At 69.4% G+C, this 1,976-nt stretch carries 2 protein-coding genes; both read left to right on the top strand.

The window, feature by feature from the left end; genetic code table 11:
* On the top strand, positions 1–1,847 hold a 1,847-nt coding region (locus tag VGV06_08620; protein ID HEV2055220.1), incomplete at its 5' end, for a molybdopterin cofactor-binding domain-containing protein.
* On the top strand, positions 1,844–1,976 hold a 133-nt coding region (locus tag VGV06_08625), incomplete at its 3' end, for a phosphoglycerate mutase (GenBank protein HEV2055221.1). The genes VGV06_08620 and VGV06_08625, both read left to right, overlap by 4 nt.

A 1,976-nucleotide genomic window follows, 5' to 3' on the forward strand; every position in this document is an offset into this window, starting at 1 on the left:
CGCACTATGGTGATGTCGAGAAGGCCTGGGCTCAGTGCGACGTAGTCGTCAGTGAAAGGATCAGGCACCCGCGGATCGCCGGCGCCTTCATCGAAACGCGCGGGGCGCTGGCCTATCCCGACGCGGACACGGGCACGCTCACCGTCTGGTCTTCCACGCAGAACCCGTATTCGCTCCGCGACTCCCTGGCCGCCGTCCTCGAGCTTCCCGCCGAGCAGATCCGCGTGATGGTGCCCGACGTCGGCGGCGGCTTCGGCCCCAAGGGCTCGATCTATCCCGAGGAGATGCTCGTCGCCGCCGCCGCGCTCAAGACGGGCAAGCCCGTCAAGTGGATCAGCGGGCGCGGCGAAGACCTCGTCACCAGCGGTCACGATCGCGACCAGGTCCACGAGGCGAAGATCGGCTTCAAGCGCGACGGCACCATCGTGGCGGTGGAGGATTCGTTCCTGGCCGACGTCGGCGCCTACCCCATCGAGGGCGAGGGGCTCACGCTCAACACGGTCAACCACTTCTGCGCGCCCTATCGCGTCAAGCACTTCAAGAGCCAGGGTAAGAGCGTGGTCACCAACAAAACGCTCAACGGCGCCTATCGCGGCGCGGGCCGGCCCGAGGCCAACTTCGTCATGGAGCGGCTGATGGACATCGGCGCGCGCAAGCTCGGCATTGATCCAGCCGATCTCCGCCGACGCAACCTCGTCCAGCCGTCCGAGATGCCGTACAAGCCCGGTCTCATCTACAAGGACGGCACGCCGATCGCGTACGACCCGGCCAACTTCCCCGGCTCCTTCGACCGCGCGCTCTCCGTGCTGGGCTACGACGAGTGGCGCACGCGCCAGAAGGCGCACGCGAACGGCACGCACCGCATCGGCATCGGCGTCTCGTGCTACGCGCAGGGCTCCGGCCTCGGCCCGTACGAAGGCGCAACCGTCCGCGTGGACCCGAGCGGCAAGGTCTACGTCTTCATCGGCGTGACGGCGCAGGGCCAGGGGCACGCGACAACGCTGGCGCAGATCGCCGCGGCCGAGCTGGGCGCCAACTTCGAGGACGTGCACGTCATGGCGGGCGACACGACCCAGTTCCCGTTCGGCATGGGCACGGGCGGCAGCCGCGTCATGGCCAACAGCGGCCCCGCCGTCGCCCAGACCGCGCGCGAGGTGAAGCAGAAGGCTCAGCGCGTCGCGGCCGAGCTGCTCGAGGCAGCGCCGGAGGACATCCGCATCGAGCGCGGCGAGGCCTTCGTCGCCGGCTCGCCAAACAGGAGCGTGACGCTCGCGCGACTCGCGCTGGCCGCCGTCAAGTCCAAGGCGCTCAAGCCCACGCCTCAAACTCCAATGGCCGAGCCTGGGCTGAACGCCTGCACCTACTTCTATCCCGCCACGGTGACATGGGCCTTCGGCACCCAGGCCGCCGTCGTGGACGTGGACGTCGAGTCCTGCCGCGCGCGCCTGCTGGCCTACGCCGTGGTCCACGACCCGGGGCGCGCCATCAATCCGGCCATCGTCGAGGGCCAGCTCCAGGGCGGCGCCGTCCAAGGCATAGCCGCCGGGCTTCTCGAAGAGCTCGTCTATGACGAAGCTGGCCAGCTCCTGACCGGCTCCTTCATGGACTACTGCATCCCCAAGTGCAATGACGTGCCGGATATTCCCGTCGCGCTCACCGAACACCGTTCGGTCATCAACCCGCTCGGCATCAAGGGCGTGGGCGAGAGTGGGGCGATTCCAGGCGCGGCGGCCATCGTCAACGCCGTGGAAGACGCGCTCGCCGAGTTCGGCGTGGTGCTCCGCGAGGCGCCCGCCACCCCTACGCGCATCTGGCAGGCGATGCAGGAAGCCCGCCGCCGCGCATGAAGGACAAGAAGCCTGCGCCGTCGACCCTGGTGCTGCTGGTGCGTCACGGCCTCACGCCGACGACGGGCGTGAAGCTGCCCGGCCGCGCGCGCGGCCTGCACCTCTCCGACGAGGGCCGCCGCCAGGCCG

The sequence above is a fragment of the Candidatus Methylomirabilota bacterium genome (assembly GCA_035936835.1).
Lineage (GTDB): Bacteria > Methylomirabilota > Methylomirabilia > Rokubacteriales > CSP1-6 > AR37.